Below are 26,615 nucleotides of genomic sequence, written 5' to 3' on the forward strand. Positions count from 1 at the left end.
TACCAGGACATTAGCCCGTGTCGCCAATGCTGTCCACCGAGACCATTCTTTTCGCTTCCGTGTGCTATCTCGGCGCCTTGTTCGCCATCGCTTATTATGGCGACAAGCGCGCCGACGCCGGTCGCAGCATCATCAGCAACCCTTATGTCTATACCCTGTCCCTTGCGGTCTACTGTACGGCATGGACATTTTACGGCAGCGTGGGCCGGGCTGTCCGATCGGGCCCTGAATTTCTGGCCATCTATATCGGCCCGACCCTGATGGCCGCCCTGGGATGGGTGGTGATGCGGAAAATTCTGCGGATCAGCCGCATCCACCGGATTGCCTCCATCGCCGATTTTATCGCCTCCCGGTATGGGAAAAGCGTGGCACTGGGGGGGGTGGTGGCGGTCATTGCCGTGTTGGGCGTCGTTCCTTACATCTCCCTTCAACTCAAGGCCATCTCCGTCAGCTTTCTATTGTTGAGTCATTATTCCGAAGGTGCCGTTGCCGTGGGCTTCGGGAGTCTCTTCTTTCTCAAGGACACGGCGTTTTATGTGGCTGTTCTGCTGGCGGTGTTCGCCGTTCTTTTCGGTACGCGAAAACCGAAGGTGACCGAACGCCATGAAGGCCTGGTGGCGGCCATTGCCCTGGAATCGGTGGTCAAACTGGTCGCGTTTCTGGCCATTGGGTTTTTCGTGACTTACGGGCTTCATGACGGTGTGGCCGATCTCTTCTCCCATGCGGAGCATCGGCCTGATCTTCGTGATCTTTTCACCCTGGATATGTCCGCCGGCGCTTCCGCCGACTGGACCGTCCATGTCCTCCTCAGCATGCTGGCCATCGTTCTCCTGCCCCGACAATTTCAAATGGCCGTCGTTGAAAACGTCGATGAGGCGCATCTGAAAAAAGCGATGTGGCTATTTCCGCTTTATCTCCTGGCCATCAATCTGTTTGTTCTGCCGGTGGCCTTGTCGGGTATGATCCAGTTTGGCGGTCAGGCCGTCGATGCCGATACTTTTGTGCTGCGTTTGCCGCTGGTTTACGGTCGGCATGCACTGGCGCTTCTGGTATTCGTCGGGGGCATGTCGGCGGCTACGGGGATGGTAATCGTGGAAACCATCGCCCTTTCCACCATGATCAGCAATAATCTGGTGATGCCCCTGTTGCTGCATATTCCCGCCCTGAGACTGGGGCGACACAGCGATTTGGGCGCCTGGCTGGTGGCCGTCCGACACGCGGCGATTCTGTTGACGGTTCTTCTCGGCTATATCTACTTCCGTCAAACCGCCGAATATTACCCCCTCGTCGCCATCGGCCTGGTCTCTTTTGCCGCGGCGGCCCAGTTTGCGCCGGCGCTTCTGGGCGGGATATTCTGGAAGGGCGGCACCAAGGCCGGGGCCTTGAGCGGCCTCATCGCGGGCTTTCTGGTGTGGCTCTATACCTTGGTTCTTCCCACCATGACGGATGCCGGCCTGCTGTCTTCGGGATTTATCCGGGAAGGGCCCTTCGGCCTCCATTGGCTGCGGCCGTTCCATCTCTTCGGGCTTACGGGCCTGGATACCATTTCCCACGGCGTCTTCTGGAGCCTTCTCATCAATACCGGCGCCTATATCGGTGTATCGCTTTTCAGTGAACAGTCCGTTTTGGAAAAAAACCAGGCGATCCTGTTTGTGGATGTCTTCCATTTCTCCCAGAAAGCCGAAGATTCCGCCATCTGGCGCGGGACGGCAAGAGTTCCGGACCTGACATCGCTTCTGGAACGATTTCTGGGGAAGGCGCGTACCCAGGAGGCCTTGGATGCCTATGTCCAAAAGCACCACGCGGACCGGAATCGGCCTCTGACCGCCGATCCGGGGTTTGTCACCCATGTCGAAAAAGTCTTGACCGAAGTGATCGGTTCGGCCTCGGCTCGTGTCATGGTGGCCTCGGTGGTGACCGAAGAAAGCTTCGGCATCGAGGCGGTGATGGATATCGTTGACGAGACGCGTCAGGTCATCATTCACAGCCACGAGTTGGAGAAGGCGACCGCCGATCTCAAGGCGGCCAATGAGCGGCTTCAGGAGCTGGATCGCCTCAAGGATGAATTTATTTCCACGGTGACCCACGAGCTGCGCACGCCGCTCACCGCCATTCAGTCGATTGCCGAGATTTTGAGAGAGTATCCCGATACAGACAAAAAAGAACAGGGTGAGTTTCTCGAAATCATGATCAACGAAATCCATCGCCTGGCGCGTTTGATCAATCAGGTGCTCGACTTTCAGAAAATCGAAGCGGGCCGGATGGCATGGCAGGTCACCGCTTTGGATCTCGGCGGGGTGATTCGCCACGCCGTCACTGCTACGCGTCAGCTTGTCGCGGAGAAAGATCTCCGATTGACGGTGGCTTTGCCGGAACATACCCCTGAAATTTCAGGAGATCGAGATCAATTGGTGCAGGTTATGGTCAACCTGATTTCCAACGCGGTCAAGTTCTGCGACCCTCATACCGGCCGAATTCATATCGCCATGGTTCATCAGGACAACATCCTGACGGTCAGTGTCAGAGACAACGGCGTCGGTATCAGTGAAGATGCCCAGTCGTTGATATTTGAGCAGTTTACCCAGGTTTCGTCCGCCGGTCGCGGCCGGCCCCAGGGCAGCGGCCTGGGCCTTGCCATCACCAAGCGCATCGTAGCGTTTCACGGCGGCACCATATCCGTTCGGAGCGCGCCGGAGCAGGGGACCGTCTTTACGGTTGCCCTGCCGGTTGACCGAACGGGCGGCATGCACTAACTCTGGCGGTGAACATTGGTGGACATCTTGTCGACAGACCACATGTGGTAAATCAGACCTATTTGAGCGGGATGTCGTTTTGAGCTTTGCCGTCCTGATAGACAGCCGAGAGCGCGGCATAGGTGCGCTTCAGCCGCGCCACACGCTGATTCATCACACATGTCTTCTCCAAAGTCATGAGGGCGCCGGAGAAGGTGACGATCAGGAAGAGATGTCGGTGTCGTCCGAGGCCGTTCGCTTCCGGCTGTAGCGCGTCATGCATTTATCCAGGCAATCCGGGCAGTTGGACTCGACGATCCTGTTCCTTGAAAAAAAGGTGTTGAAGTTGGCGATCCAATCCTCTCCGGCCCGGGGACACTGGTGAACATAGTCGATGAACTGCACCAGGCGGTTGATGGCGACCTTGTCCATGGCGTGCTCCATCCGGCAGGCGTTCTCTTCCGCCCGGTCTTCGTCGAGAAGGAGAACACAGTGCAGGAAATCTTTGATGACATGGTGGCGCCGCAGGACTTCCATGGCGATCCTTTCGCCTTCAGGAGTCAGGGTGATAAAACTGTAGGGCTTGTAGTTGACCAGCCCTTTCTCCGACAAGGTTCTCAGGGCGGAAGTAACGGTGCCGCTCAGCACGCCGATCTTCTCGGCGATGTCCTTTACCCTGGCCACGGTGTTCTCCCGCTGCAACTCCAGAATTGTTTCAAGGTAATTCTCTAAATTTTCGGAAAGCCCCTGCATGCGCCCTCTTGTGCTTTTTTCCGGGATTGACGACGTCGGATGATGCGGCGAATTTTTTAACGATCGCATACATCAGATCAGCTGTCAAATTTTTTTCCCTCCGTCATAAAAATGTTGTTAGGCGTATCAAAATTTTGACAAATCAAATATTTTTTGATTGATGCGTCGTTTCCCGGACGGGAGTGATGGATCCGGATGAATCTGCCGTTCAGGAGCCGGTGTCGTTGTGGAAGCGTGAATAGGATTCATCCAGAGCTTTTTGAATGGCGAGGATGGCATTGCCGACGTCATTTTTTCGGCCTGGCCACTCGCTGTCACCAGAGGCTTTCATTTTTTTGAATTTGGCCCATGCTGCCTCGTTTTTCTTTTTGAGGGCATCCAACTCACGGTTATATGCCGCCTTGTCCGCGTCGGCGATCCGGTCTTTTCGGGATTCCAGTGCCTCAAGCCTGGCTATGCAGGTGTTGAGTTCTTCACCGAATTTGCCTTCACACGCATCTCGTGTTTCCATGTCTCGCTCCTTTAATTATGCAGATTATGCAGATGGTTGTTTTTCAACTTTCGACTTTTATGATGGTGACCGGAGAGGTGCCGGGCCGTATCCGCCCGGCACCGGCCTATCAAAGTCGAAAGTTGCGTTATTTGTCGTACGGTTTTTCCCGGTATGAACACATGGTAATACCTGAGACGAAATGCTCAAGTGCGAAATTGGGCGCGCTATGCACCGTTGCATGTGCAGGAGCCCTCCAGGCCGGCGGTTGGATGCCGGCCCGGCCTGAAGGTTTCCAGAATATGCTGCATTTATGCAACATCCTCGTACTCGGCGTCGATGACGTCATCGACGTCCCGGGACCGACCGCCCTGCGGCGATGTCGAGGGGCCGCCGGCCGTCTTCGTTTCCGGACCCTGAGCGCCTTGGGGACCTCTCTGGTACATGGCCTCGGTCATACGATGCACAGCCTGGGTCAGGATTTCCGAGCGCTGCTGAATTTCCGCCGCATTATCGCCGGCCATGGCCTTTTTCAGGTTGTCGACGGCTGTCTCGATGTCGCGTTGAATTTCCCCGTCCACGGTGGAACCCTGCTCCCGCAGACTTTTCTCCGTCGAGTAGATCAGATTGTCGGCCTGGTTACGGGCGCTCACCAATTCCTTTCTACGACGGTCCTCTTCCTGATGCAACTCGGCCTCACGGATCAGCCGCTCGACTTCGGCCTTGTCGAGGCCGGATGCAGCCGTAATGCGGATGGACTGTTCCCGGCCGGTGGCTGTGTCCTTCGCCGATACGCTGACGATGCCGTTGGCGTCGATGTCAAAGGTCACTTCGATCTGAGGGGTTCCCCGGGGTGCCGGGGGAATGCCGACCAGTTCGAATCGCCCCAGGACTTTGTTGTCTTTGGCCATTTCGCGCTCGCCCTGCAGCACCTGTATGGTCACGGCTGTCTGATTGTCCTCGGCCGTTGAGAAGATTTCGCTTTTCCTGGCGGGAATCGTCGTGTTCTTTTCAATCAGCTTCGTCATGACGCCCCCCAGGGTTTCGATGCCGAGAGAGAGCGGTGTGACGTCGAGCAGGAGCACGTCCTTGACGTCCCCCTTGAGAACGGCGCCTTGAACGGCAGCCCCCATGGCCACCACTTCATCCGGGTTGACGCCTTTGTGGGGTTCCCTGCCGAAAATCTTCCTGACCCGCTCCTGGACGATCGGCATCCGGGTCATGCCGCCGACCAGAATTACCTGGTCGATGTCCGATGTGGATAGACCGGCGTCTTTCAGCGCTGTTTCGCACGGGCCGGTCAGCCGATCGAGCAGATCCGAGACCAGGGATTCGAGTTTGGCCCGGGTAATACGGATGTTGAGATGCTTTGGGCCGCCGGCGTCCGCAGTGATGAACGGGAGATTGACGTCGGTTTCCAGGGTCGTGGAAAGTTCGATTTTGGCCTTTTCGGCAGCCTCCTTGAGCCGTTGGAGAGCCATCTTGTCCGTCCTCAGGTCGATTCCCTGGTCTCTTTTGAATTCGTCCGCCAGGTAATCGACCAGCCGCAGGTCGAAATCCTCCCCACCCAGGTGGGTGTCACCGCTGGTGGCCTTGACCTCGAAGACGCCGTCGCCGATGTCGAGCACCGAAATATCAAAGGTGCCGCCGCCCAGATCAAAGACGACGATCTTGCTGTCGCTGCCTTTGTCCATGCCGTAGGCCAAAGCTGCTGCCGTGGGTTCATTGATGATTCTCAGGACGTTCAATCCGGCGATCCTGCCCGCATCCTTTGTCGCTTGACGCTGACTGTCGTCAAAATACGCCGGCACTGTGATGACGGCGTCCGTGACCGCTTCCCCGAGGTAGGTTTCGGCGCTTGCCTTGAGGTTGGACAGAATGAAGGCGGAAATCTCCGCCGGGCTGTAAGACTTGCCCTCCAGATTGATCCGTACGTCCCCGTTGGCCGCTTTTTCGATTTTATACGGCAGAACGAGTCGGTCTTTCCGGACTTCCGGAGAGTCGAATTTTCGCCCGATCAGCCGTTTGACGCCAAAGACCGTATTTTCCGGATTGGTGACTGCCTGGCGTTTAGCGATCTGTCCTACGATCCGATCGCCGTTCCGGGTGACGGCGACTGTTGAGGGCGTTGTTCGGCCGCCCTCCGTATTGTTGATAATCACGGGCTCGCCGCCCTGCATGATCGAAATGCAGGAATTTGTCGTTCCAAGATCGATACCGATAACGTGTTTCATGGAATGTCCTTTCTTGTGCAGTGATATTATTTTTATCAATTTTTAAAAAAAGTAATATGCGTAAAAAATAAGTCAATATAAATTTGTTGGGTTTTTGTTTTTTTCGAAGTTTCCTGGGAATGAAATTCCATCCTCAAAAAAATGAAAAAACCTTTATTGATCTATTGGTCACAAATGGATAAATTTCGAAACTGAACAGTTGAATGAGGAAAATGTCGTGATGAAGGATGAAGATATCAGGGATAAGGTTGACATCCGGGATGAAGACATCAGAAGGCTCAACTTCATTCGGGATGCCGGGCGGTATGTGTTTCGAAAACACTTTCGTCAGGGCCTCCGATCCCGAATCATGGCGGTGCTGGACGCCGATGATGTTGTGCGGGAGACCTCGGGGGAGATGGTGGACGGTATTCGTGTCTTCCCGCGGGCTCGCCCCAGAAAAATGCTCCGGATATTTACGAAACGATTTGAGCGTTCGGCTCATGCCCACGAAGAGGCCCGGACCTACAAGATCATCGAGGCGGGCCTTGGTAACCGACATGTGGCGACGTCCAGCGAATTTATCGTGACGTATCGCCGAACGGGCCGGGGCCGTCCATGGGAGATCGTGCTGTGTGGCCTTCAAGAGTACGTTGCGGGAGAAATTCTTGATCCCTGGGGTTTTTTTTATGAAAAGCACCTCGAGGCGCTCTGCAGCAGCATTCAGGCCAAAGACGGCGATCCTCGGGGGCATTCATTCGAAAATTGGGTCCGGAACGTCCGCAAGAGCGCCGAAGATCTCATCGTCCGGCTCAAGGAAATGATTTTGAAAACAGGGTTCATCCCGGATTTGTCGGGCTTTGGCAACCTGATTCTGACCCCTGAAGGCGACATCAAACTCGTAGACATCAACAACGTCTCAAGAGTGGTATTTGACGATGTCGTCCGCACAGACGACAGAGGGTATCCGGTATGCGACAAATCCATCGAAGTTATGGCCGTGCTGGAGCAGCAGTTGCTCGGACGGGCCGTTGATATGAATGCGCTCCTCTACAGGCACTTTCTCGACACCGAAAGAACGAACCAGGTTAAAATCCTCGAGGAAAAATTTTACGCAGCGCACTCCGGCGGCGCGTAAGCGCCGTATTATCGAGGCGATGGGATAGAGAGGACATTCCCCATATCATCTTTTCGGATCTCAGGCTTCAGCGGCGACGGCGAAGGTTGACATCGCCGGGAGAATACCGGACCGACGCATGATTCGGATACCGGGTTTTTCGGCGGAAGGGTTCCCGGAAACGGGATTTTCGCCGGCCTTGTACTCGGCGCGGCACCTGTGGTATAGGCGAGGATCATTCAAAATCGCAGCAGGAGAAGATTCCATGACAGACGCCAGACGAGACGATTCGGCCGCTCCGCCGAATTTCATTCGACATATCATCAAGGAAGACATCGCCGGCGGCAGGTACGACGGTCGGGTCGTCACGCGTTTTCCGCCCGAGCCCAACGGTTACCTCCACATCGGGCACGCCAAATCCATCTGCCTCAATTTCGGGCTGGCCAAAGAATTCGGGGGCGTCTGCCACATGCGGTTCGACGACACCAATCCCGCCAGGGAAGAGACGGAATACGTCGATTCGATCCTGGAGGATGTGAGGTGGCTTGGCTTCAGCTGGGGTGAACATCTCTATTATGCCTCCGATTATTTCGAGCGGCTATACGATTTCGCCGTTCGCCTGATCGAGATGGGCAAGGCTTACGTGGACAGCCTCAGTCCCGATGAAATAAGGGAATACCGGGGAACCCTGACGTCGCCGGGAAAGGAGAGTCCTTACCGGAACCGCTCCGTGGCGGAAAATCTCGATCTGTTCCAGCGCATGCGCGCGGGTGAATTCGAGGACGGCGCGCACGTCCTGCGGGCAAAAATCGATATGTCCGAACCCAACATCATCATGCGGGACCCGGCCCTCTTCCGTATCCGCAAAGTCGGTCACCACCGGACCGGCGATACATGGTGTATCTATCCCATGTACGATTTTACCCACTGTCTTTCGGATTCCATCGAGGGAATCACCCATTCCATCTGCACCCTGGAGTTCGAGAACAACCGGGAGCTTTACGACTGGGTCCTTGACACACTGGCGGTTTACCATCCGCAACAGATCGAGTTCGCTCGGCTCAATCTCAGCTATACGGTGCTCAGCAAGCGTAAACTGATTCAGTTGGTGTCCGAGGGGCATGTGTCCGGCTGGGATGATCCGAGAATGCCCACCATCTCGGGATTGCGACGCCGGGGATACACGTCCGCGGCCATCCGGAATTTCTGTGAAAGGATCGGTGTGGCCCGCCGGGACAGCATGGTGGACATCGCTCTTTTGGAATACAGCATCCGGGAAGACCTGAATCGACGTGCCCCGCGAATGATGGCCGTCTTGAGACCCCTCAGGATTGTCATCGAGAACTATCCCGAGGGCGAAGTGGAAGCGCTTGAGTTTATCAACAACCCCGAAGACCCGGCGGCCGGCACCCGTAAGGTCCCGTTTTCCAGGGAGCTCTACATCGAGCAGGAGGACTTCATGGAAAATCCGCCCAAAAAATTCTTCCGATTGGCGCCGGGCCGGGAGGTGCGGCTTCGATACGCCTATTTTATCACCTGCACCGAGGTGGTGAAGGATGATGCAGGGCGGATCGTCGAGCTGCGCTGCACCTACGATCCGGCGACCAAGGGCGGAGACGCTCCCGACGGCCGGAAGGTCAAGGGAACCCTCCACTGGGTTTCGGCGGCCCATGCCGTTCCCGCGGAGGTGCGTCTCTACGATACGCTTTTCACATTGGAAAATCCAGCGGAGTGCGAGGATTTCCGGTCGTGCCTCAACCCGGATTCCCTGAAGGTCCTCACCGACTGCCGGGTGGAGCCCGATCTGGCCGATGCCCTGCCGGAGACCGGCTTTCAATTCGAACGGACGGGCTATTTCTGCGCGGACCGCGACAGCCGGCCCGGCCGACCGGTTTTCAACCGCACCGTGACGCTGCGGGACACCTGGGCCAAGATCCAGAAAAAAGAGCAGAAGCAGGCCTGATAGGCTGAACCGCCATAAACCGAGGACTGAAGGCGCAGCAGCGCTTTCTTTTCGGTCTTCAGCCTGATGTTCACACAACCTTTGGGAAGGCAGCATGACGACATCAGAGTCAACCGACTGCTGCGAGCTCACCGTCTGCACCCTGGCCAGCGGGAGCCGGGGCAACGCCGTTTACATCTCGGACGGACGGACCGGACTTCTAGTGGACGCCGGGCTTTCGGGGGTGGAGATCGAGCGGCGTCTGGCCGCACGAAATCTGTGCCCGAAGAACATCGACGCCATTCTCGTCTCCCACGAGCACACGGATCACATCAAGGGCGTAGGCGTCCTCAGCCGGAAGTATTCCCTTCCCGTCTACATGACCCCCAAAACGGCCCGGGCCGTTGGGTCCAAACTGGGACGGATCGACGAGGTACGGCACTTCGAGCCGGGCGTCCGGTTTCGGGTGGATCGACTCACGATCCACCCTTTCTCCCTTTCACATGACGCGGCCGACCCTGCGGGATTTACCATCGGCCGGAACGGCACCAGTATCGGCCTGGCCACCGACCTGGGCGTGGCCACCGCCCTTGTCAAGGCCCACCTCCGGGCTTGCACCCTGCTGATCCTCGAGGCCAACCATGATCCGGACCTCCTCATGCACGGTCCCTACCCGTGGCACCTCAAGCAGCGGGTCAAAGGTCGGACCGGCCACCTCTCCAACAGCCAATCCCGGGAACTGCTCCAGGAGGTCATCCATGAAGGGATGCGTCACGTCATTCTGGGGCACCTGAGTCAGCAAAACAACACTCCGGACCACGCCCTCCGGGAGGTCGCCCTGGCCCTGAACGGCCACAAGACCCGTATTTCCGTCGCACTTCAGGACACCTGCGGGGAACTGATCCGGGTGCAGACACCCGCTGAAAAAGCGCCTTAATCCCGCTGATGGATGTGCCGGAGGACGGTCCGCTGGATGCGCAGACCGAAACTTAGCCGTTAGCCGAATGGAGGGGCTCTGATGAAAAAAGGAGCTGTTGCGCTTTTCCTGGAAAAACTGGCCCGGCATCTGGCCCTTCTGGCCTGCCTGGCGATCGTGGCCAGGGCCTCGGGCTGGACCGATGCCGGCCCGACGTCCATTATGGTTCTGATCGTCCTGGCCACAGCTACCCATTGGGGCGGCAGAGCGTTGTCCGGTGCCCGCCGGGAGCCGAGGTCCAGATGATCCACGAACGCCTTCAACCGGATCACGTTCACCTGGACGTACGGGGGGCTCTGGAGCCGGTCCTCCGGCGAATGGCAGGAGGGCTGCCCCACGGGGAAGAGCTGCTGGAGAGGCTGCAACCGCTTCTCGAAGACATGGACACCCTTTTGCTCATGCCCTCCGACGATGTGGTGTTGCCCCATTTCCGGATGGCCGGCCTCGAGGAGCCCCAACTGGCCCTGGGGATCTCACGCCGCGGGATCGCCTGCCGCGGGAAATCCCCACGCATCATCCTGTTTTTGGTGTCGCCGGAGGAGGATCCCTCGGGCCATCTTAAGCTGCTGCAGCGGGTGTCGGCCCTGCTGCCGGAGCTGGCGAAACGTCTGGCCGCCGTTCGGTCCCCCAGCCAGGCGATCCGTATCCTGGCGGAGGGGGAGCAGCACTCCATTCGCCCCACCTTTCTCAATCTTACCCAGGACCAGGTCGCCCTTGAACTCCGAACGGATTTTACAACCGGTCTGAGCGCGCCGGAAGCGGCGCGTCGCCTGGGCCTGCACGGTCCCAACCTGATTCGAAAGAAACGCCGGGTGCCCTGGCATCTGAAGCTGCTGCGCAATTTTTTCAGCTTTTTTGCGGTGCTTCTGTGGCTGGCGGCCCTGCTCTGCTATCTCCCCGGCGTGGACATGCCCCAGTTGGGGGCGGCCATCCTGATCGTGATCCTTCTGAACGGCTGGTTCTCTTTTTTACAGGAATATCGCTCCGACAAGGCCGTGGAAACGCTTCAACAGCTCATAGCCCAGCGGTGCCGCGTGGTTCGGGACGGCAGCGTCACGGAGATCGACGCCGCCCGCATCGTTCCCGGGGATCTGCTGCTGCTGGAGGCCGGCGACATCGTTCCCGCGGACGCGAGGCTTATCGAGGCGAACGAGCTGGAGGTCGACAACGCCTCCCTCACAGGGGAGTCGACCTCGGCCAAGCGCTACAAATCGGACCGGCCGGCGCTTCTGCCCGGTCGGTTTCTCTGGATCGAACTGCCCAATGTACTGTTTGCCGGGTCCATCATCATCACCGGCACGGGAAAGGCCTTGGTGTTCGGAACGGGTATGAACTCGGAGATTGGCCGGATCGCGCAGTTGACCGAGGCCGTGGCGCCCGAGAAGAGCCCCCTGCAGAAACAGCTCCAGGGCACGGTTTATGCCATTGCCCTCCTGGCCACCGTCCTGGGCATCGCCTTTCTGCTCCTGGGATGGTTGGTGGCGGGTCTGGGGTTCCTTCAGGCTATGATCTTTTTTATCGGTATTTTCGTGGCCAATGTTCCGGAAGGGCTCCTACCCACCGTCACGCTCTCCCTGGCGATGGGGGTCTCCCGGATGGCCAAGCGCAACGCCCTTGTCAAACACCTCTCCTCCGTGGAAACCCTTGGGTGCACCACCGTGATCTGCAGCGATAAAACCGGAACGCTGACCCAGAATCTCGTTATGGTCAGCCGCTTCTGGGCCGGCGGCGAACTCTACGAGGTCACCGGCGAAGGATACTGTCCAGAAGGCGAATTCCGCCTTGGGGGCCGGAAAATCGAACGGGAGCAGGTGACCGAGAATATCGCTGCCGCCAGGCTGCTGGAATGTGCCTACATCTGCAACAACGCCCATCTGGAAAAGAACAGGGGCGGGTGGCGGATTCTGGGCGATCCGACCGAAGGCGCTCTGGTTGTTTTCGCCCGAAAGGCCGGTTTGCTGGGCATTCACCAGCGCCTGCATGTCAATCCGTTCGAATCGATGCGCAAGCGCATGAGCGTTTTGGTGAAGGTGGCGGCCACCCGGGAAAAAATTCTTTATCTCAAGGGCGCTTTGGTGGAGACCCTTGAACGCTGCGACCGTATTCTTCACAACGGACGCCCCCGGGCCATTTCCGAGGACCAGCGTCGGGAAATTCTCACCGCGAGCGACACATTTGCACGCAGAGGGTATCGGATTATGGCCTTTGCCTACCGCGATGAACCCAGCTTAGCCGGCCTTCAGGATTTCGGCATTGAATCGGCCGAACAAAAGCTGATCTTCATCGGGTTCACGGCCATGTCCGACCCGGTGAGGCCGAATGTGCCCGAGGCCGTCCGGATCTGCCACAAAGCCGGCATCCGGGTGATCATGATCACCGGCGATTATCCCCTTACCGCCGCGAGCGTTGGCCGGGAGATCGGCCTCGGCGAGGGGAGCGACGCTCCGCCGAAGGTGTTCACCGGTGCGGAAATCGCCGACATGGCGGACAGCGAGCTCAAGGATATCCTTGCCCGGGAGGAGACGATTTTTGCGCGGGTTTCGCCTGAACAGAAGCTGCGAATCGTTTCGCAGCTCAAGGCCCTGGAAGAGGTCGTGGCGGTGACCGGTGACGGGGTGAACGACGGCCCCGCCCTGCGGCGGGCCGACATCGGCATCGCCATGGGGCGCCGCGGCGCGGGGGTGGCCAAGGAGGCGGCCCATATGATCCTGAGCGACGACAACTTTGCTTCCATCGTCGCCGCGGTGGAGGAAGGGCGTGGCGTTTTCGAGAACATCAAGCGTTTTGTCGCCTACATCCTCAACAGCAACCCCCAGGAGCTTTACCCTTACATCTTCTGGATGCTCTTTCCCGGAACGCCCCTGGCCATGACGGTCATGGGCGTGCTCGCGGTGGATATCGGCACCGATCTGATTCCAGCCATGGGACTGGGTATCGAACGGCCCGAAAGCGGCATGATGGATCGGCCCCCGCGGCGAAAAGATGAAAAACTGCTCTCCATGGGGTTCATCCTGCGCTCCTATTTCGTCCAGGGCACCCTCCTGGCCCTGGCTTGTTATACCAACTATTATTTTGCGGGCTGGTACATGGGGTGGTGGTCGCCGTCATCCTCTCTCGCCGTCATGCCGGCCTCACCCGAAGGCCTCGATATGAGCGAGGCATCAACAGCCTACCTGATGTCGCTATCCGCCTATTTTTTGCCCACGGTGACCACCCAGATCGCCAACGTTCTTTGCAAGCGATCCTGGGCCACCTCTCTTTTCAGCCGGGATTTCCTGCCTCCCCATCACCGGGAGGAGATCCTGGAGCGTATCCGCACCTGGCGGCCATTGGCATATCCGCTCCCCGAGAGGCTCGATCGAAGCATCATCGAACAAACCTCTCCCGGCGCCGTGCGCCGACCCATCACGTTGCTCTGGCACTGGTTCGCTTTTCCCCCGCGTCTTGCGCTTCACTATCTTTCGCGCTTTTTCCTGCTGCTGGAGCGTCCCTTGGTGCGGCCGGCAATGGCGGGATCCGGCCGTTTTCTGGCGCGACATCCGATTCTGTTGAATTTCATCTCCAACCCATTGATTGACCTGGGGATTTTGTTCGAGGTAGTGCTTTGCTGGGCCTTTTTCTACACCGACCTGTCGCATATTTATTATTTTGCCCCGGTGCCTTGGCCCGTTTATCTCTTTGCCCTTCATGGAATCCTCATCCTGTTTGCCTTCGAGGAGACCAAAAAATATTTTCGTCGGCGGGGCCACCGATTGGATTTTCTGGGATGAAAGCCCCGAGACCCCATGATTTTTCGGAATCCCTGGAAAACCACGTGTGTTATGGATTCAACCCGGCAGCCCTTTCTCGGCCCTTTCCTTGAGCAGCAGGTGATAGATAATGTCACAGTACCGGTCCATCTTGACCATCCCTTCTTCGGCCGCGCTGTAACGCCAGAATCCATAGAGATTGGTGAGGTTCAGAAGTTTTTCGGAATAGAGTTTCCATGTGAAATGTTCCCGGACCCTTCGAATGCCGGCATCGGAGATCTTCTTCCAATGTTCTCCGTCCTCCCGGCAAGTCTCGAAAAATTTCCAGACGGCTTCGGCGATGAGTTCCGGTTTGCTGGTATTCATCAGGAATCCGCATCGGCAGTCCTCGATGATCTCCGACGGTCCCCCGAATTCGGGGCCGAAGGTCGGCAACCCCGAAAGCATGGCCTCAAGGATGGTCAGTCCGAAGGCTTCGAACAGCGCCGGCTGAACGAAGATGCCGCCCTGGTCGGCGATAAGCCGATAAACCTCGCCGGTCTCGCTTTTTTCAACGCTGGGCAGCCATCGCACCAGACCGCCAAGATCGAGGTTTTCGATGAGCGCATGGGCTTTTTGGATCTGCTCCTTCTCTTCCCGGTCCCGGGATTCTTCGACCCGCGTGGTGCCGGCCGCCAGGATGAGGTTGCAGTGTTCCCGCAGCTTCGGGTGTCCGCCAAAGGCCTCGATGAGCCCGGTGATGTTCTTGATCTTGTCCAGCCGCGCCATGGTGAAGATGGGCGGCTTTTCAGGATCCTCGAGATGCCCGACGATGTCTGGAGCGTCGTCGGTGAAAAGGCGCTTCTTCCAATGAAGCTTAGGGCCTTCCACCCGGCGGTCTTTTTCGGTGTAGGGGAAATAATTGTTTTCATCGACCCCCGGCGGAACGATATTGAATTTCGGATTGAACAGGTTGACGCCTCCCACAGCCTGATAGAGCCCGGGCAGGGTGAAAAACTGGTAGGATTCATATTGCCCCACCGTGGTGTCGGTGCCGGCAATCTCCTGGTAGGTGCTGGTGATGACGAAATCGGACTTGTTCATGGCGATCATGTCCGCGGTGAATTGGAGGGAGAAGTTGTAATCCGGCTCCATCTGCTCCCAGTAAAGATCGGAAAACAGGTACTTGGTCTTTTCCAGAGCGTGGGCGATAGTGCATTGGATAACGTCCAGCCGGTCCGACAAAAGGCTCGCCACCAGGTTGCCGTCGGAGTAATTGCCGATAATGAGATCGGGGCGGCCTTCGAATTCGCTGACCAGCTCCCGCCGGGCATCATAGGCAAAACGATCGAGATAGGGCCAGATGTCGAACCGGGAGATCCAGTGTCGCACCGTTGCCATGCTCGCGTCCCGGAAGGGCAGACGGAGGATCCAGCAGTTCTGGGTGCCGTGGATCTTTTCGATGCGGTGGTCGCAGGTGGTGCCTTCCGCCTCGGGAATCAGGCGGGTCAAGACAATGATTTTTGGCATGACGTGGATGCCCGCCAGGTGGAATCGCTGGATCATATGGTTTTCCAGTGCCCGAACCTGATCGAGGATATAAATGACCTGACCACCGGTGTCGGGGCGGCCCAGGACGTTCTCCTGGCCGAACCATCCGTGGGGAGAGATGACGGCGATCTTGGAGATCATGGGAATACGGGAAACGAAGCGTTCGAGGAGATCGCTCTCGGGCTCGTTGAAGAGGTCGTAAACAAGCGACATCGTTTCCCGAGCCCGGGCCACGTTGTGACCCCATCCTTCCTCGAATCCCCGTTTTTTCAGGTAACCTTCGAATTCGTGGTAGGGGGTTTCCGGAGGCTGATTGCCCAGCCAGTCGATGGCTTTCCCCAGTTCCTCCATGAATTCCGGGATGCTGCTCAGGATATTGCCGTTCACCAGAAGCGGGTTGCCGTTGATTTTGTGGAGTTTGATGAAATTGAAAAGTTTGATTCCCCATTCCTCGGATGCCTGGAAGAGGCTGCTGGAAAGGTGTTTGTTGAGAAACCGGATGCCGTTCCCGATACTCTTGCTGTCCCGCATGGAAGGCGAATAGTCGTGGAAAGGCATGAAGTCGATGACCAGAGGCGCTTGGCGGCGCCAGGCATCTTTATCCATGACGCAGCGGTCTTTCTGTCTGAGGTAAGCTGCCGTGGAGATCTCCTCCATGAATTCGCAGTGGCGGTTGGTTTGATAAAATCGATATTTGGCGATGGCATAGCGATGCAGAATCAGAATCGTCCCGTCAATGGCGAACATCTCCGGGATCTGATTCAGAAAACGCGCCATTGTCGAGCCGGTGAGAAACACCTTGTCCCGGTCCTCGAAAACCGCTTTGAATTTCAAAAGGATATCATTTCTGAGCAGATACTTGTGATCCACGTCGAACAGAATGAGGATGAACTCTTTGAAATCCTTCTGCTCCTGCTCCGGTATCAGTCGATCTAAAAGTGATGTCATCATCAACTCCTGCTGATAAGGCCGTAGTGGTGTAACCCATCGATAATTCCGGCCGCATAGTTTTCAGGGGAAAAATAGATTCGCCGTTTTCCCTTCAGGGTTTCGAGTTCCTGAGCGTAGTTGCCCACCACTACTCCCATGGCGCTGCCGACGAGCATCTCCTGGTCGTTGCCCGAATCCCCGCAGACGATGATGTTTTGAAGCGGGATATCCCATTTGTAGCTGAGGTAGCGGACGGCCTTTCCCTTGGAGGCCCTGTGGGGCAGGATATCGAGGTACTTGTCATGCGAATAGATGACGGTGCAGTGGCATTTGTTGTGGTTGAGGATGGCGTTGATTTTGGCAATGCGATTATTTTTCGGCGACATGTAGTAGCTCAACTTGAAGGGGAGCTGATGCTCGCGTTCCTGAAGCTCGAGGAAGTCAAGGGATGTCAGGAGGTTTTCGATTTTTTTCCGATCCCACCATTTGGAGATGTGGCGCTGCCAGCCTTTGTCCGTAAACGCATCGGATCGGTAGTAGATTTCCGATCCCACCGAGGTAATGAGTATCTCGGGGAGCGCCAGCCCCTTGCGCTCGAAGAGGGCCTGAGTCGAGGTGATGGAGCGTCCTGTGGCCACGCCGAATCCAATGCGATCCTTGTGGGTTTCCAGCAGATCGAGTAACTCATGAAGGGCGGCATCGTCTCCCATCAGGGTGTGGTCGATGTCCGTGATGACCAGAAATTCCAGCCGGATCAGCCGTTCGCCCACCGGATTCTGGGCTGATCGCTTGAAGACCTCCCGGCCGCCGAATCGATCGAAGACTTCGATTCTCTTTAGATATTTTTCGACATGGGCATCCCAGCTGTAGTGCTGTTGGACCCCCTTGATGCCGCTGTCGGAAAAATTGCGCCAGAGGTCGTGGTCTGCGATGATGCGCTTGATGGCGTTGCTGATGGCCTTGACATCCTTGGGGTCCACCAGAATACCGTTTTTACAGTTGCGGACGATGTCCCGCGGCCCGCCGTCATTGGTGGCCACGATAGGCACCCCGCACGAGGATGCCTCGATGAGCGTAAGCCCGAAGGGTTCCACCAGGGCGCAATTGACGAAAACTCCCTTCCGTTCGGCGGTGATGCGATAGAGCTCCGGGACTTCGTAAGTGAAGTCGTGTTTTTTAGGGATGGCCATCTTGCCGTAGAGATCGTAGCGATCCATCTGAAGGAGCATGTCGGTGAGGACCTCCTTTTCGTTCTCCCCCATCTCTTGAATGTTCTTGCGAATTCCCGCGAAGATGGCCAGGTTGGCCATGGCCTGAAGATCTCTGTCGGTGCCGTAAGCCTTGATGAGTCCGGCGATGTTCTTGCGCTTGTCCGCCCGGCAGAGCGCGAGGATGAGGGGCTTGTCCGGAAAGATGAAAAAGCGGTTGAGCTCCTCCATCACGCCCCCATAAGCCATGAGGCTTTCCTCTTTTCTTTGTACCGAGGGCAGCATGTTCCGATAGTAGGGGTAAAAATGCTCAAGGTTGATCCCCGGAGGGATGACGGCGTATCGTGCCAGATCCCGGTTCCGGTACATGCCGTACTGCTGTTCCACCTCCTGGCTGGTGCTGGTGACGACGAGATCCGCGTTCCTGAGAATCTCCTCCTCCACGGCGATGCGGTGATCGATGAAAAGCTTTTTCTGGATCTCTTCGGGACGCATGCCCTCATTTAATAACCGTTTTTTCTTTGGATGGCCCAGGGAGTGACCCGTGTAGATCAAGGGGGTGCCGAAATACTCTGAAAGGGTGATGGCGACATAGCCGGCATCGGGGTAATGTCCGTGGACGATGTCGGGATGACGGCCTTCTCGTTTGATGAACTGGATGGTTTTGTCGATATACTCGTCCAGATGCGGCCAGAGGAGCTCCTTTCGCATGTATTTTTTACCGCCGCATTGAATCCGGACGATGCGACATTTGTCGGAGACCTGCGTTACCGGCTGACTGTAATCGGCGGACACGCGTTTGTCGGCGATGAGGCGCGTAAACAGATCGACCTGGGCGACCTTTTTGTGACGGCTGAGGGTTTCGGCCAGTTCCACCACGTACTTGATTTGTCCGCCGGTGTCGGCGTCCCGGCCCAGTTCCATGGCTTCATGGCGCAGAAGACCGTGGATGCTGAAGAGTTGAAAATAGAGTCCCTGGCTCATGATTCACCTCCGTCGTTCATCCAATTCAGAAAGGGGCGGTAGAAGACCATATCCTCGGGTATGGCTCCGGAAAGGCCGCAGAGGGCACCGGCGAACCGGGTCGCACGCCTCAAAATCCGGGCCGGTTCCCAGCCCCGGAGGTATCCGGCCGCGAGGACGGCGGCGTACGCGTCGCCTGCTCCCACCGTGTCCACCACGTTTTCCGATACGGACGGTTCCGCGGAAAAGACCCCGTCCCCGGTAAACAGGGTTGAACCTCGGGGGCCGCTGGTCAGGCTGACCCATTCAATGGCGAAGTTGTGCATGAGATCGTCGATAAAAAGCTTGTCGACGGTCTGGACGTTGAACTGGTTTTTGAGGATCGAAAGTTCCGCCTCACTGAGTTTGAGAATGTCGCAATGAACCAGGGATTTGGTGATGCTGTTCTGATCGTAGCAATTCTTCCTGAGATTGAGATCGCAGAAGCATCGTGTGGAAGGCGGGCGGTTTTCGAGAATTTTCATGACGGTGGCGGATGCGGTTTCAGACCGCTGGATCAAGGTGCCGTAATAGATCATTTCAGGCCCCTGGGCAACGGCGGCGGCTACGGCATCACTGTAGGCCAGATAATCGTATGCGACGTCGGGAACGATGGTGAACTCCGGAACGCCGTGGTCGTCCAGGCTTACGGTGACTCGCCCGGTGGCGTGGTGTGCATCCCGCTGAATGATATCGATGTCGAATCCGCGGCGGGCGAGTGCGTCGAGGACGGCATTGCCGTCATCATCCATTCCCACACGGGTGATGAACGTCACGGGAAGTCCAAAGGCTTTCAGGTGCGCGGCGAAATTGAAGGGTGCACCCCCCAGGCGTTTGCCGTCTGGAAAGTGGTCAAACAGAATTTCTCCTACAGGGAGTATCATCTATGGCCCTCCTGGCGTTGTGGATGCACGGTTGTGTTACCGGCAACGAATGGCGTGTTGAACCGCCACTCTTCCGGCACGGCTGCGGTAAAGACAGGGGAGTTTAAAATTTTTGAAGCTTTTCAAGATAATGGCTTTCACTATACCTGTTGTGAGAGAACTTTTCAAATGAAGAATTTCAAAATATGTATCCGAGCCTCGAAAACGTGACATAAACGTGACATTGGTGTTGAACAGCCGATGACGAATCCCTCCCGGCGCTCATAGCGTTGCGGCCGGCCGCGGATTTTTGGATACAATATCCTGCAATATCCTTGCAATATCCTATAGACGGGTGCACAAACCGTCGCGAACAACGCTGCGGGATCGCGACATAACCTCTATGAGGCCTGATTTTCCAACCATAGAAACTGGTATGGATCGACCTGGAGCGGCTCCCGGGCCGACCGTTCCTTACCGGTGATATGGTCGATGAACCGGTATCCCAGGCCGTAAAGCCGCAGTCGGTTCTCCCCCATGGTCTGAGGATGCTCGGAAAAATTGTTGATCACCAGAAGCCGCTGCCCGTTTTTCTGGCGGACATAGCCCAAAAGGTGAGGATTCTGGGTGCTGATGACCTCCATTCCACCGTTGTAAAGGGCTTTCAGTTGTTTTCGAAGGCGGATGAGCCTTGCAATTTCATCGTAGATACGCCGTTCAAGGGTTTGAGGGGTTTTCCAGGAGGCCATCTCGGCCCAGCGGGTCTTGAGCCGGTGGACCCATCGGCTGTCGCCGGCCTTGGTTTCGTCGCTGGCGAAGGAATAGTCGTTCAGAAGCCCCCATTCCTCTCCCAGGTAGATCAGGGGAATGCCGCCGATGCTCATCACGATGCTGCGCAGCAGGATGATTCGCCGAACCGCCATGTCGATGAGGACCGGATCCTCCGCCTGAACCGCCTGTTCTAAACCGGCCAGAGAGGCGAGCGTTCCCGAGATCCTGAGATCCCCGTTGGCCGGATTGAACTGGAAGGGCAGCCCCCTGGCAAAGGACCCTGGAAACTGGCCGGTATAAAACTCGTTGAGGAAACGCCGGTGGGCGGTCGGATCGATGCCCAGGCTGCGAGCGTCGCTGTCGTCGAAGGTCCAGCCGATGTCGTCGTGGCACCGGAGGTAATTGACCCACGCGCAATCGTCGGGAATGCGGCTGCGATTGTGCATGGCCAGCTCGAGGAGCCCGCACCTTCGGGTGGCCAGTGCTTCCCATAGCAGAGCCATGAGCATGGGGTTATAGGAGAGCCGGCACTCCCTGGCGTCGATATAGCGGATCACTTCATCGGGGTGGACGATGGCCTCGGACTTGAAGAGCAGGGACGGTGCCGCCAACCGGGCCACGCTGTTGAATGCTCGGATGATTTTGTGGGCTTCGGGCAGGTTCTCACAGTCCGTCCCCAGGCGTTTCCAGATGAAAGCCACGGCATCCAATCGAAGCACTTCCACCCCCGTGTTGGCCAGAAACAGCATCTCTTCCACCATGGCCCGAAACACCGCGGGATTGGCATAGTTGAGGTCCCACTGAAAGCTGTTAAAGGTCGTCCAGACCCATTTCCTCATGCCCTCGTGCCAGGTGAAGCTTCCCTTGCGAATGGTGGGGAAGATGTCCCGCAGGTGTTGTTCGTATTGTTCGGGCAGGGTTCTGTCCGGAAAGATATGATAATACTCCTGATATTCCGGATCTCCCGCGACGGCGGCACGGGCCCAGGCGTGTTCGTCGGAGGTGTGGTTGAAGACAAAGTCGAGCACCAGGCTGATGCCTTCCCGACGCAACCGGGTAGCCACTTCGGCGAGCTGTTCCATGGTGCCGATCTGGGGGTTGACGGCTCGATAGTCGCTCACGGCATAACCCCCGTCGCTGTTGCCGTGCGGAACGGCGAAAATGGGCATCAGATGAAGATAAGTGAGGCCCAACTCCTTGAAATAATCGATATGATCGCTGAGACCTGCCAGGTTGTCGCTGAAAAGGTCGACATAGAGGACACCGCCGACCATCTCCTGGCTGTGGAACCAGTCCGGACGAGCCTCCCGCGCGGCATCGAGAGCCTTGAGGTCTTTGGATCGCTCCATCCAGCTTTCGGCTGCCGCGGCCAGTAGTGCTTCCAGGTGGTAAAAGAAATCGTAATGCCCGCCATAGAGTTCCACCAGAATTTGAAAAAGCCCGTGAAACTCTCGATGCAGACGGATTTCAAATTGATTCCATTCTTCGGGAGCTCCGGAGATCTCGGTTTTCAGGTTCTTTCGGAGCCGGGGCACTATTCTCTTCAGTGATCGTTCGGCATGGCGTTCTGTCCATTCTGATGCCATGGGGTCTCCTATAGCGTCTCGGGGCTTTCCCCGATAGACCGTATCGCCGCGGCGTCGTGCCGATTTCCCCGAATCGCAGGATGGGGTTCGACACCGTTGGCGGTTTCCGATTAAAACTCTCGTCTCAAGGGTGAATCGGTCCCCCGACATCACCGCTTTTCGTTCAACATCATCAGACTCGGGTTGAGTTAAAGCTTACGCAATGGACCAATTCTGTCAAGGTCCCATTGATGAGCCGTCAAATCCCGATGGGTTTCAAAAAGAAAATGACGAACCCTTTCATCTCAAGCCGGCACCGGTATCGGTTTGATTGGATGAGGATTCAACCATTCCGACCGTGATGTGTCTCGTCACGCTTCTCCGGGCGAGTCCGGCAGGTCGATGGGGCCGCCGGCCAGAATCGGTACGGCATCGATGGCTTCGGCATTCATGAGTTGGACGATGCGCTGAAGCGCACTCAGGATCATCAACTGTTCCCAGCTGTCGAGGTTGTTGAAGGCGATCAGGAACCGGTCTTGCAGCGGCGGCGGTGCTTCGGCCAGAAACCGTCGGCAGGTGTCGGTGAGATCGACATTCACGGCCCGACGGTCCTCAAGGCTTTTGTGGCGAACGATCATCCCCCGGTTTTCGAGGCGGGCGAGGATTCCGGTTACGGTGGACTGGCTCAGGCTGATGGCTTTGGCCAATTCCCCCACCGTCATTTCTCCGTTTTTACCGATCGCTTTCAAAATGATGAGTTGCGGCCCGGTCAGGCCATAGTGTTTGGCCAGGTATCGTGAATGAAGGTCGATGGCCTGGGTGATCTGGCGGATGGCAAGCAGGACCTGGTCGGTGATCTTGTCGTCGGACGGATGACGGATATGTCTGTTTGAGTTCATGGAAAGCGATTTTCCTCCAAAAATGATAATACCTCCTTTCAACTTTCGGTGTCCATATGCCGGTGCCGGAAGTTGAGACCCCCTTATAGCCCAGGAAAAACAGGCGATCAACCTGTTCAGAAATATTTTCGGCAGGTATCCTGCCCTTGACAATATTTTCAATGCATTATATGCTATGCTGATATGATGGATGGGTATAGCGGTATGAGTCTGTATCATGCTGATTTTCAACTAAATTATTTCACAATATGTTCATTCCGTGATTTCAGAATGATTTGAGCCGAAAGAACGTATCTCACAGGATAGTCTTTTCCGGCACGGTACATCCATGAAACACGGAAATGATGGTTGAAGGGTCGCCGTTCAACCGAAAACGGTACCCGCCCCCGTTTCATCTGCCCACGATCCACCTCCGATATAACAGCATCTGACGGGCTCGAGGTCTTTTGCCGTGAAGCCCGGTGAGAAACATTCTCTGCGTCGGGGAAGCGCCTTTCGTCGACCTGTATAGGTTGGATCGGTGACGCGTGCGCCCGCAGGGGTTCAGGCCTGGTTGTCGGGCTGTTTTGATTGATGGAACGCGGGGACGGACGGCGGCAAACAACCTTTTCTAACTGAAAGGAGATTATGGAAACAGAATTTACATCGAATCCGACTCAGGAAAAAGAGATCGACGTTGTTTTGCACGAGATACGGAAAGAACTGGAAAACGCTCACAAGGGGCTGCTTCACCTTCAGGACAAACTGGGGGACAGTATGGCTCGTGCGGCACTTGGAGAGGATAACCACACCCAGATCGCCCGCATCAAGCGCCGCATCGGCGAAATAGAGGAGACCATACAGCAGGCGCCGCTGGTGATCAGAGGGTTAAAGCGGCTGAAAACGGACAATCGTTCCTGACGCTCATCGGCCGGACCTTTTCGCCCCGGCCGGCTTCACCGGCAGGGGCGGTTGATGAACTCCGAAGATGCGTCACTGAATGGGGTATTTTTTTTGAAGCGCCTCCCTTTCCGCAACCAGATCTTTTATCAGCGCGGACAAGGTCCATTCGATTGAACTTTCCGTGAGTGCGGCCCAGAGCGCTCTCGGCTGCCCGAGCCGCCGATATCCCATCATAACATCACCGAGTTCATTTTCCGTCAGCCCCGATAGAATTACCGTCCGGTCAAGTTCCGATGCCTCTCCATGCCCTGTTCCGTCGGGCATGTCGACAACCTCCCCGAGGGTCGCGGACGCCTGTCCGGCCCCGGCCGAAATCACGGATATATCATTCATACCCAGCTCTGCCGTCATTTTTCTGAAATCATTCTGATCGGCAGGAGAAAATCCACAAACAATGATTTTTCTTGGGCCGAACATACGTTCGTCGGAGTTGCCCACCGCTTGAAAAGTGCCGTCACTCACGTCGTCCCTCCTGACTATAGCTTTAAAGGTTAGCGGTTGAGTGCCGAAAGGGGAGACTCGAAACATGCCGTTTCCGCGCTTACCTCTTTCGGACATCAATAAAATAAAGTGGTTAAATAGGAAAAAGTTGTTGTGGCGTTGACCACAAAACGCTATTCATAAAGTTAATTCATTGAATTCAAACAGAACAACCTATTTTAAAAATTTATCACAAATTCAGATTAATAAAATTAATTCAAATGGTTAATGGATTAAGTTTTGTTGTAGGGTTAAGCGGTACTGAAAACTCACTGCTCAAAGGGCGCTGTCGTCTCCTGACATCATCTCTTTAGGGTCGACATTGTAAACGTTACTAATAAAAGGGTGTTATATTTTCACGAGATTGTATTGACGGGTTCCAAGGCCGATCTCTTCGGCGTAGGCCAACTGGATAGGCCAATCCACATTGGGGTACAGGCCTTTGAATTTGTCTTCCCCAGCCTTATGGTGGGTGGTAAGACTTGAGCCGGGAAGGGCGTTTTCCCGATTCACGAGATCCGCCGAAGCCTGATCGATGGCTACGGGATCCCGGGCGGCCAGGATACCGATATCGCGAACGATGGGCGTATCGTTGTGATCGCAGCAGTCGCAGGCCGGCGATACGCTCGTAATGAAATTGAGGAACAGGGATTTCTGGGCCTTATGTTTGAGTACCCCTTCGGTGTATTCCACCATGTTTTCGAGGAAAACAGGGATGGCCTGGTCCCATTGGATGGCGATGGCACTGTTGGGGCAGATGAGAATGCATTCGCCGCAACCGATACACTTGCTTTCGTCAAGAACGGCCTTGTCATCCACTATCGTGAGGGCGCCCTGGGAGCAGTGTTCGGTGCAGTCGCCGCAGCCAACGCATTTGTCCTCGGAGATCTGCGGGGAAACAGTGGAATGCTGGGCTAATTTTCCCCGACGGGAAGCACATCCCATGCCGATGTTCTTGATGGCGCCGCCGAACCCGGCAAGCTCGTGCCCCTTGAAATGGGCTACCGATATCAGTGCATCGGCCTGGGCGATCTCGTTGGCAACAAACACCTCAGTGAAACGTTTGCGGTTGATGGCGACTGCTGTTTCGCTCTTTCCCCGGAGACCGTCTGCGATAATCAGCGGTGCGTCGACCACCGCATAGGAAAAACCGTTGCGGACGGCGGTGTTGAGGTGGTCTGCGGCGTTGCCGCGGGTTCCGGCGTAAAGGGTGTTGGCGTCGGTCAAAAAGGGATTGCCGCCATGCGCTTTTACCGCCTCGACGATGCGGCGAAGGAATACGGGTCGAATAAAGGCGGTATTACCCATTTCCCCGAAATGGAGTTTCACGGCTACGATATCCCGCCTCGAAAAGATCCTGGCGATCCCGGCCGCTTCCATCAATCGACCTAACTTGGCATAAAGGTTTTCTTTCGGGTTGGCTCTCAGATCCATGAAGTGGACCGTGCTTGTCATGGTTGACCTCCCTATCTAGTCCCTGAACACTAATTTCCCGCCGATCAGCCCGGCAACCGCGGCGGCGAAAAGCATGATGAGGTTGACCAGGATGAAACTTCCCGGCTTGTGCTGGACAACGGCCGGATCGATCCACCACCAGACGATCACTGCGGCCGCGGAGACCGTCACGACCGCCGCGGCGACAATTTTGGCGATGAAGCGGTTGCCGGGGAATCCTTTATAGCGTTTCTGCCATTCCACATAGCCCGAATAGAGCACGATGGGCATGGTAAGAACCACGAAGATCATGTTGCACTGGGCCGCAATCTCGAGTGCCCGGCAGTCGAATGCGGCTGCCAGCATGACGAACAGGACGGAAAAGGGAATGACGCCGTTGGGGATGTGGACGGAAACCGGATGCACATGGTGTTTCAGTATCTGGGCGATGACCCGGTGGTGCAGGCGGGCCTTGAAAGACGCGGGCTCGGGGCCCAGGTCTACCGACCGGGGATCTGTCGCGGAACCGCCATGGCGAGGCGCCTCTGGAATCTTGGGTTTTCCTGGCTGGGAGGCTCCGGCGGTCGTTTCGCCGATGCGATTGAACAGGCTCTGATCGGCGCCGCAGACCGGGCATTCCGCCGGCGGATTGTCGCCGTCGTCCAGGGTTCCGCAAACGGTGCACTCCCATTTGCCGTTCACTGCGCTCGTTGTCGCATCGGTCGACGGGGCCGGGATTGTCGGCTCCGGCGCCATCGAATCGATCGCCGCTTCCTTAACCTCTTCGAACATGCTTTTGTCGGCGCCGCAAACCGGACACGTATCCGGGGGCTCATCTCCCACATGAATATACCCGCATACCGTGCAGACCCACTTCTTCATGATGTAGCTCTCCTGTCTCAATTTAAATATCGCGGTCAATGATTGGCGCAATCGTAACAAGTCGCTTCAGCAAAATTTTGACACGCCTGCAACGATTATATTTTGGGTCAACAGCATTATAATGTGGTCATAACAAT

General features: G+C 56.5%; 18 protein-coding genes. 7 read left to right on the top strand and 11 right to left on the bottom strand.

Translation table 11 applies throughout. The annotated features are described in order from the left end of the window. Window positions 1-26 precede the first annotated feature (26 nt). Entirely contained in the window at window positions 27-2,753 is a 2,727-nt protein-coding gene (locus dmul_RS00310; RefSeq protein ID WP_040414685.1) for a sensor histidine kinase, read from the top strand. Between the two features lie 201 nt (window positions 2,754-2,954). Here the strand turns inward: dmul_RS00310 and dmul_RS00315 are convergent, their stop codons facing one another. From dmul_RS00315 to dnaK, 3 genes are all read right to left on the bottom strand, one after another. Beyond that, window positions 2,955-3,485: a metal-dependent transcriptional regulator gene (locus dmul_RS00315; RefSeq protein WP_020876236.1), complete on the bottom strand. Its 531-nt coding sequence runs from the start codon at window positions 3,483-3,485 to the stop codon at window positions 2,955-2,957. 208 nt (window positions 3,486-3,693) lie between these two features. Continuing rightward, window positions 3,694-3,996, bottom strand: a complete 303-nt coding sequence (locus dmul_RS00320) for a sll1863 family stress response protein (RefSeq protein WP_020876237.1) — start codon at window positions 3,994-3,996, stop codon at window positions 3,694-3,696. Between the two features lie 290 nt (window positions 3,997-4,286). Beyond that, window positions 4,287-6,209, bottom strand: coding sequence for a molecular chaperone DnaK (gene dnaK / locus dmul_RS00325; protein WP_020876238.1), 1,923 nt, complete (start codon window positions 6,207-6,209; stop codon window positions 4,287-4,289). A gap of 220 nt (window positions 6,210-6,429) precedes the next feature. On the opposite strand from dnaK, the gene dmul_RS00330 reads away from it, so the two are divergent. The 5 genes from dmul_RS00330 (at window position 6,430) to dmul_RS00355 (ending at window position 13,993) form a co-directional block, all read left to right on the top strand. After that, window positions 6,430-7,326 carry a hypothetical protein gene (locus dmul_RS00330; protein WP_020876239.1) on the top strand — a complete coding sequence of 299 codons (897 nt, stop codon included), beginning with the start codon at window positions 6,430-6,432 and terminating at the stop codon, window positions 7,324-7,326. 244 nt (window positions 7,327-7,570) lie between these two features. Further along, window positions 7,571-9,268 carry a glutamine--tRNA ligase/YqeY domain fusion protein gene (locus tag dmul_RS00340; RefSeq protein ID WP_020876240.1) on the top strand — a complete coding sequence of 566 codons (1,698 nt, stop codon included), beginning with the start codon at window positions 7,571-7,573 and terminating at the stop codon, window positions 9,266-9,268. Between the two features lie 94 nt (window positions 9,269-9,362). Next, a complete protein-coding gene (locus dmul_RS00345) occupies window positions 9,363-10,184 on the top strand; it encodes an MBL fold metallo-hydrolase (protein WP_020876241.1) in 822 nt (273 codons plus the stop codon). Between the two features lie 81 nt (window positions 10,185-10,265). Next, entirely contained in the window at window positions 10,266-10,469 is a 204-nt protein-coding gene (locus dmul_RS00350; RefSeq protein ID WP_020876242.1) for a hypothetical protein, read from the top strand. Continuing rightward, a complete protein-coding gene (locus tag dmul_RS00355) occupies window positions 10,466-13,993 on the top strand; it encodes an HAD-IC family P-type ATPase (RefSeq protein WP_020876243.1) in 3,528 nt (1,175 codons plus the stop codon). The genes dmul_RS00350 and dmul_RS00355 overlap by 4 nt, the downstream gene beginning before the upstream one ends. A gap of 57 nt (window positions 13,994-14,050) precedes the next feature. Here dmul_RS00355 and dmul_RS00360 read toward each other — a convergent pair whose 3' ends face one another. From dmul_RS00360 to dmul_RS00380, 5 genes are all read right to left on the bottom strand, one after another. Further along, window positions 14,051-16,450, bottom strand: a complete 2,400-nt coding sequence (locus tag dmul_RS00360) for a sucrose synthase (RefSeq protein ID WP_020876244.1) — start codon at window positions 16,448-16,450, stop codon at window positions 14,051-14,053. Between the two features lie 2 nt (window positions 16,451-16,452). Beyond that, window positions 16,453-18,624 (bottom strand): HAD-IIB family hydrolase, encoded by a 2,172-nt coding sequence (locus dmul_RS00365; RefSeq protein ID WP_020876245.1) that lies wholly within the window; start codon window positions 18,622-18,624, stop codon window positions 16,453-16,455. After that, window positions 18,621-19,526: a carbohydrate kinase family protein gene (locus dmul_RS00370; RefSeq protein WP_020876246.1), complete on the bottom strand. Its 906-nt coding sequence runs from the start codon at window positions 19,524-19,526 to the stop codon at window positions 18,621-18,623. Before dmul_RS00370 ends, dmul_RS00365 begins: the two co-directional genes overlap by 4 nt. Window positions 19,527-19,906: 380 nt before the next feature. Then, window positions 19,907-21,862, bottom strand: a complete 1,956-nt coding sequence (locus dmul_RS00375) for an alpha-amylase family glycosyl hydrolase (protein ID WP_020876247.1) — start codon at window positions 21,860-21,862, stop codon at window positions 19,907-19,909. A 350-nt stretch (window positions 21,863-22,212) separates the two neighbouring features. Beyond that, a complete protein-coding gene (locus dmul_RS00380) occupies window positions 22,213-22,740 on the bottom strand; it encodes a MarR family winged helix-turn-helix transcriptional regulator (RefSeq protein WP_020876248.1) in 528 nt (175 codons plus the stop codon). Between the two features lie 627 nt (window positions 22,741-23,367). Here dmul_RS00380 and dmul_RS00385 point away from each other — a divergent pair. Next, on the top strand, window positions 23,368-23,640 hold the full coding sequence (locus dmul_RS00385) for a hypothetical protein (RefSeq protein ID WP_020876249.1): 273 nt from the start codon (window positions 23,368-23,370) through the stop codon (window positions 23,638-23,640). A gap of 72 nt (window positions 23,641-23,712) precedes the next feature. Here the strand turns inward: dmul_RS00385 and dmul_RS00390 are convergent, their stop codons facing one another. From dmul_RS00390 to dmul_RS20765, 3 genes are all read right to left on the bottom strand, one after another. Then, window positions 23,713-24,144 carry a DUF3783 domain-containing protein gene (locus tag dmul_RS00390; RefSeq protein ID WP_020876250.1) on the bottom strand — a complete coding sequence of 144 codons (432 nt, stop codon included), beginning with the start codon at window positions 24,142-24,144 and terminating at the stop codon, window positions 23,713-23,715. Between the two features lie 366 nt (window positions 24,145-24,510). After that, window positions 24,511-25,617, bottom strand: a complete 1,107-nt coding sequence (locus dmul_RS00395) for a DUF362 domain-containing protein (RefSeq protein ID WP_020876251.1) — start codon at window positions 25,615-25,617, stop codon at window positions 24,511-24,513. 15 nt (window positions 25,618-25,632) lie between these two features. After that, window positions 25,633-26,478 (bottom strand): rubredoxin-like domain-containing protein, encoded by an 846-nt coding sequence (locus dmul_RS20765; RefSeq protein WP_020876252.1) that lies wholly within the window; start codon window positions 26,476-26,478, stop codon window positions 25,633-25,635. Window positions 26,479-26,615 lie beyond the last annotated feature (137 nt).

Origin of the sequence: Desulfococcus multivorans (assembly GCF_001854245.1) — a bacterium.
In the GTDB taxonomy this organism is placed as follows: domain Bacteria; phylum Desulfobacterota; class Desulfobacteria; order Desulfobacterales; family Desulfococcaceae; genus Desulfococcus; species Desulfococcus multivorans.

Excerpts from the sequence above, each read along its gene's own strand:
- dmul_RS00310 (WP_040414685.1), top strand. The coding sequence starts at position 27 with ATGCTGTCCACCGAGACCATTCTTTTCGCTTCCGTGTGCTATCTCGGC.
- dmul_RS00315 (WP_020876236.1), bottom strand. The coding sequence starts at position 3,485 with ATGCAGGGGCTTTCCGAAAATTTAGAGAATTACCTTGAAACAATTCTG.
- dmul_RS00320 (WP_020876237.1), bottom strand. The coding sequence starts at position 3,996 with ATGGAAACACGAGATGCGTGTGAAGGCAAATTCGGTGAAGAACTCAAC.
- dnaK (WP_020876238.1), bottom strand. The coding sequence starts at position 6,209 with ATGAAACACGTTATCGGTATCGATCTTGGAACGACAAATTCCTGCATT.
- dmul_RS00330 (WP_020876239.1), top strand. The coding sequence starts at position 6,430 with ATGAAGGATGAAGATATCAGGGATAAGGTTGACATCCGGGATGAAGAC.
- dmul_RS00340 (WP_020876240.1), top strand. The coding sequence starts at position 7,571 with ATGACAGACGCCAGACGAGACGATTCGGCCGCTCCGCCGAATTTCATT.
- dmul_RS00345 (WP_020876241.1), top strand. The coding sequence starts at position 9,363 with ATGACGACATCAGAGTCAACCGACTGCTGCGAGCTCACCGTCTGCACC.
- dmul_RS00350 (WP_020876242.1), top strand. The coding sequence starts at position 10,266 with ATGAAAAAAGGAGCTGTTGCGCTTTTCCTGGAAAAACTGGCCCGGCAT.
- dmul_RS00355 (WP_020876243.1), top strand. The coding sequence starts at position 10,466 with ATGATCCACGAACGCCTTCAACCGGATCACGTTCACCTGGACGTACGG.
- dmul_RS00360 (WP_020876244.1), bottom strand. The coding sequence starts at position 16,450 with ATGACATCACTTTTAGATCGACTGATACCGGAGCAGGAGCAGAAGGAT.
- dmul_RS00365 (WP_020876245.1), bottom strand. The coding sequence starts at position 18,624 with ATGAGCCAGGGACTCTATTTTCAACTCTTCAGCATCCACGGTCTTCTG.
- dmul_RS00370 (WP_020876246.1), bottom strand. The coding sequence starts at position 19,526 with ATGATACTCCCTGTAGGAGAAATTCTGTTTGACCACTTTCCAGACGGC.
- dmul_RS00375 (WP_020876247.1), bottom strand. The coding sequence starts at position 21,862 with ATGGCATCAGAATGGACAGAACGCCATGCCGAACGATCACTGAAGAGA.
- dmul_RS00380 (WP_020876248.1), bottom strand. The coding sequence starts at position 22,740 with ATGAACTCAAACAGACATATCCGTCATCCGTCCGACGACAAGATCACC.
- dmul_RS00385 (WP_020876249.1), top strand. The coding sequence starts at position 23,368 with ATGGAAACAGAATTTACATCGAATCCGACTCAGGAAAAAGAGATCGAC.
- dmul_RS00395 (WP_020876251.1), bottom strand. The coding sequence starts at position 25,617 with ATGACAAGCACGGTCCACTTCATGGATCTGAGAGCCAACCCGAAAGAA.
- dmul_RS20765 (WP_020876252.1), bottom strand. The coding sequence starts at position 26,478 with ATGAAGAAGTGGGTCTGCACGGTATGCGGGTATATTCATGTGGGAGAT.